This window comes from Actinomadura meyerae (genome assembly GCF_900188445.1).
Lineage (GTDB): Bacteria > Actinomycetota > Actinomycetes > Streptosporangiales > Streptosporangiaceae > Spirillospora > Spirillospora meyerae.
Genome location: NZ_FZOR01000096.1, coordinates 1 through 3,445 on the forward strand (window position 1 = coordinate 1; position 3,445 = coordinate 3,445).

Genomic DNA, 3,445 nt, shown 5'->3' on the forward strand with positions numbered 1-3,445 from the left:
GAGGCTTCAATCGCTTTCACGAACTCCACATGGACCTGCGACGCCTGTGGATATGTGGATAACACCCTGACGGTCAGGCTAATTTAACGGCATTGTTCCATGGTGGACGCGGCATCAGGGTCGACCGCAATCAAACTCATGCATCCATGGTATCCGGCCGGGCGCTGTGTTGCATTTTCGTGGCCAAATTCGACCATGATTTTTTTGGGGTTCGTGCCGCTTTCGACCTTTGTTGTAGATGCCTCATCTCGGGCATTTCGGTTCCGCTGGCCTGTGGATGTGATTGCGGATCGTGTGTAAAGCGATCTCTTGCGAGATGCACGGGACGAGATAAGCCAGAACGCAGAAGCAGGCCGACCGCTCGCGCGCCAGGCTCCGTGGACCATGCGACCGCGCCAACGCCCACCTCAAAAACCGTCGAATCCTCTGAACCACCTGGGCGGCCTCGGCCGGGCCGGACCATCTCGCCAAGGCCATCGCCGCCTACAGAACCGCGAAGCCGACCGAGGATGGAAATGGGCACCGCATCAAACAGGTGACTGACCGGCTACCCGAATGGAGCAGCGCGGACTGCGCCGTGCTGATCTTGGCGCCGTGGACGGCCTGGGCTTCTATGTCGACTTCACCAACGTCCAGCGGGAGAGCGTTCCGCTCGTGAGCGTGCGGGCCGCGCAAGCTCAGCCTGGCGACGTGCCCCGTCGCGGGCGTGCTAATCAGAGCGATGACCTGGGGTTTTCCGTGTCACCGCCGGTGCGTGGTGTGACGATGAGCACGCACGATGACGACCCGGCTACTACGCGCTGAGGAACCCATGTCCCATCCGATGCCCGTTCCGCCCGCGACCGCCCTGCGCTGGCGGCGCGCCTTCCCCGGCGAGCTCCAGCAGGCCCGCGCCGCCCGCCGCCTCACCACCATGCTCCTGGACGGCTGCCCGCTGCTCGACGAGGTCCTCCTCGCCGTCGACGAACTCGTGGTGAACGCCTTGCGGCACACCAAGTCCGGCCAGCCCGGCGGGACCTTCACCGTCGAGATCACCCGCTGGGACGGTGCGGTCTCCGTCGCCGTCACCGACGAGGGCGCCCCCTCCGAGCCCGCCGTCACCGAGGCCGGCGACGACGCCGAGTGCGGGCGCGGGCTGCGGACCGTCTCCCTCCTGGCCTCAAGCTGGGGCTGGTTCGGCAACGACCGTTCCCGCACGGTCGCCGCCCTGTTCGGCACGACCCCCGGAGAGGCGGCGTGAGCGGCGGCGACCTGCGCGAATGGACGGTCGCCCGGGTGCGGTCCGCGATGACGGCCGCCATGCGCGCCGACTCGCACGCTCTCGACCGCCTCGCCCATGCGAATCCGGCCGCCCTCGACCCGCACAGCGCGGCGTTCGCCGGGGCGGCCCGGACGCTGGCGCTGGCGACCACGGCGGCGCTCACCACCGTCCTGAACGCCCACCGCTACGGGCGCGATGCCCGCGACCGGATGGTCTGCCTGGCCTGCGGCCTCGACCGCTGCCGGACGGTCCGCGCCATTTCCGACGTCCTCGCCGCCTACGGCCTGCAATCCCATCCGGTCGACCGCGCGGAGGCGTGGCGTCGCGCCGACGCCTGGTATGCCCGCACGGTCGGCCACCCGGTCCTGCTGTCCGTCGAATCCTTCGACGAGGGCTTCATCGCCCGGCCCGCGACCCGGCCGTCCGGCAGCATGCTCGTCATCGACCGCCACACCGGCACGCTCACCGAATGGCCTCGACTGGACACCGACACCCTCGCGCGCGAATACCGCGACTACAAACGCGGGGGCCTCTGAGCCCACCGACGGAAAGCCGTGGAGTCACCAGATTCCGAGTGGTGTCACGTTCCACGTGAGGCGGATGACGGGGCTCGTCTGCAGGGTCAGCGGGTCCATGTCGTCCTTGAAGCGAAGGACCAGGCCCTCATAGCCGTCTCGCTTCTCGATGCGCAGGCTCTCCAGCTTGCGGAGCCTGCCGATCGAGGCGATGTCGTCGCCCGCTTCGGAGAGGGTCAAGTACACCTCGCCCGACGTCGGGTCGACTGAGAACAGCACCTCGCGGGTGCCCCTCCGAAGGCGGAAGCTCTGGAGGCCGACCGGCCAGGCGAGGTCCTCGTCGTCCGAGGTCGGCTCGTCCTCGAAGAGCCAGATCAGGTCCGCCAGGTCGGGTACGTCCATGGGCGGGACGCTATCGGGATCCGTTGCGCGAGGGCCCATCTGAGGCGTTCGGGACGAGGGTCCACCAGGTCAGGCAGCGCCACACCCATTCGAGGGGTCCGTAGCGGGCGCGGCGTAGCCAGAGCAGGCTGAAGACCAGTTCGGTTGCGAACACTGCCGCGCCGAGGGCGAGGACGAGGGTGATTCCGTCATCGCCTTTGTTCTCAAGGTGGAAGAGCTGATCGGAGATCAGGATCAACGGGGTGGCTGCGATGTAGTTCGTCAGCGCCATGCGGCCTGCGGGGGCCAGTGCGTTCAGCGCGGGTCGAATGGGTGAGCGGAGTAGCAGCATGGCTGCCATCACATAGGCGGCGGCGGTTGCGAGTCCGGCCGTGGTTGCCAGTCGTGAGGGGGAGTCCAGCCCGTAGTGGATCTGCTGGACGTTCAGAGTGACGGCGATTACGGAAGTCACGGCTAAGCCTCGATCCACCAATGAATGATCGTCCAGGTTGCGGAAACGACAAAAGGGATGCCCCGTGGCCTGCGATGATGGGCTTGTCTAGGGTCCAGCAGCGCAGAAGCAACGAGGCATCCCGTAAGTGCAATCCTCTCATGCCTGTTCGGCGGTGGCTGCCGCGTTCGACGAGCCGAACCTGATCGCCGATGCCGGGCTGGTGCCGGTGGTGCGGCTGGCCGAGCGGGCGGGGCTGCCCGGGTTGGCGGCCGAGGCGCTGCGCATCGAGGGTGCGCGCAACAGCGCCGGCGCCGCCCCGGCGGCGAAGGTGATGTCGCTGGTGGCGGCGATGTGCGCCGGGGCCGACAGCATCGATGACACCGACCGGTTGCGGCACGGGGCGGTGCCGATCGCGTTCGGCGGTGTCCGGGCGCCCTCGACGCTGGGCACGTTCCTGCGCTCGTTCACCCACGGGCACGTCCTGCAGTTGCACGCGGTGCACCGCCGGCTGCTGGGCGAGTTGGCCCGGCGGGCGCCGCTGCTGCCCGGCGCCGACCAGGTCGCCTTCATCGACGTCGACTCCACCCATAAGCGGGTGTTCGGCCGCGCCAAGCAGGGCGCGCAGATCGGGCGGTTCAAAGGGGTGCGGACCCTGCATCCGCTGCTGGCCACGATCTGCACTCCGATCGCCCGCCCTGTCGTGGCCGGGGTGCGGCTGCGCCGGGGCAAGGCCGCCGATGCCCGCGGCGCGCAGCGGTTCGTCGCCGAGGCCTTGGCCACCGCACCGCAGGTCGGCGCCACCGGGCTGCGGGTGCTGCGCGCCGATTCGCAGTT

The 3,445-nt window shown here is 68.6% G+C and carries 6 protein-coding genes; 4 read left to right on the forward strand and 2 right to left on the reverse strand.

Annotated features, from left to right (window positions below; genetic code table 11):
• Positions 1-555 precede the first annotated feature (555 nt).
• The 3 genes from CHF16_RS38980 to CHF16_RS38990 are packed head-to-tail and all read left to right on the forward strand — an operon-like array spanning position 556 to position 1,797.
• Positions 556-804 (forward strand): hypothetical protein, encoded by a 249-nt coding sequence (locus CHF16_RS38980; RefSeq protein WP_089331215.1) that lies wholly within the window; start codon positions 556-558, stop codon positions 802-804.
• Between the two features lie 7 nt (positions 805-811).
• Positions 812-1,240, forward strand: coding sequence for an ATP-binding protein (locus CHF16_RS38985; protein ID WP_089331216.1), 429 nt, complete (start codon positions 812-814; stop codon positions 1,238-1,240).
• Positions 1,237-1,797 carry a hypothetical protein gene (locus CHF16_RS38990; protein WP_089331217.1) on the forward strand — a complete coding sequence of 187 codons (561 nt, stop codon included), beginning with the start codon at positions 1,237-1,239 and terminating at the stop codon, positions 1,795-1,797. The genes CHF16_RS38985 and CHF16_RS38990 overlap by 4 nt, the downstream gene beginning before the upstream one ends.
• A 24-nt stretch (positions 1,798-1,821) precedes the next feature.
• Here the strand turns inward: CHF16_RS38990 and CHF16_RS38995 are convergent, their stop codons facing one another.
• On the reverse strand, positions 1,822-2,178 hold the full coding sequence (locus tag CHF16_RS38995; RefSeq protein ID WP_089331218.1) for a hypothetical protein: 357 nt from the start codon (positions 2,176-2,178) through the stop codon (positions 1,822-1,824).
• 10 nt (positions 2,179-2,188) lie between these two features.
• Entirely contained in the window at positions 2,189-2,629 is a 441-nt protein-coding gene (locus CHF16_RS39000) for a DUF418 domain-containing protein (RefSeq protein WP_179271934.1), read from the reverse strand.
• A gap of 154 nt (positions 2,630-2,783) precedes the next feature.
• Between CHF16_RS39000 and CHF16_RS39005 the strand changes: the two genes are divergently transcribed.
• Positions 2,784-3,445 (forward strand): transposase (locus CHF16_RS39005; RefSeq protein ID WP_179271935.1); only part of this gene is annotated, 662 nt, incomplete at its 3' end.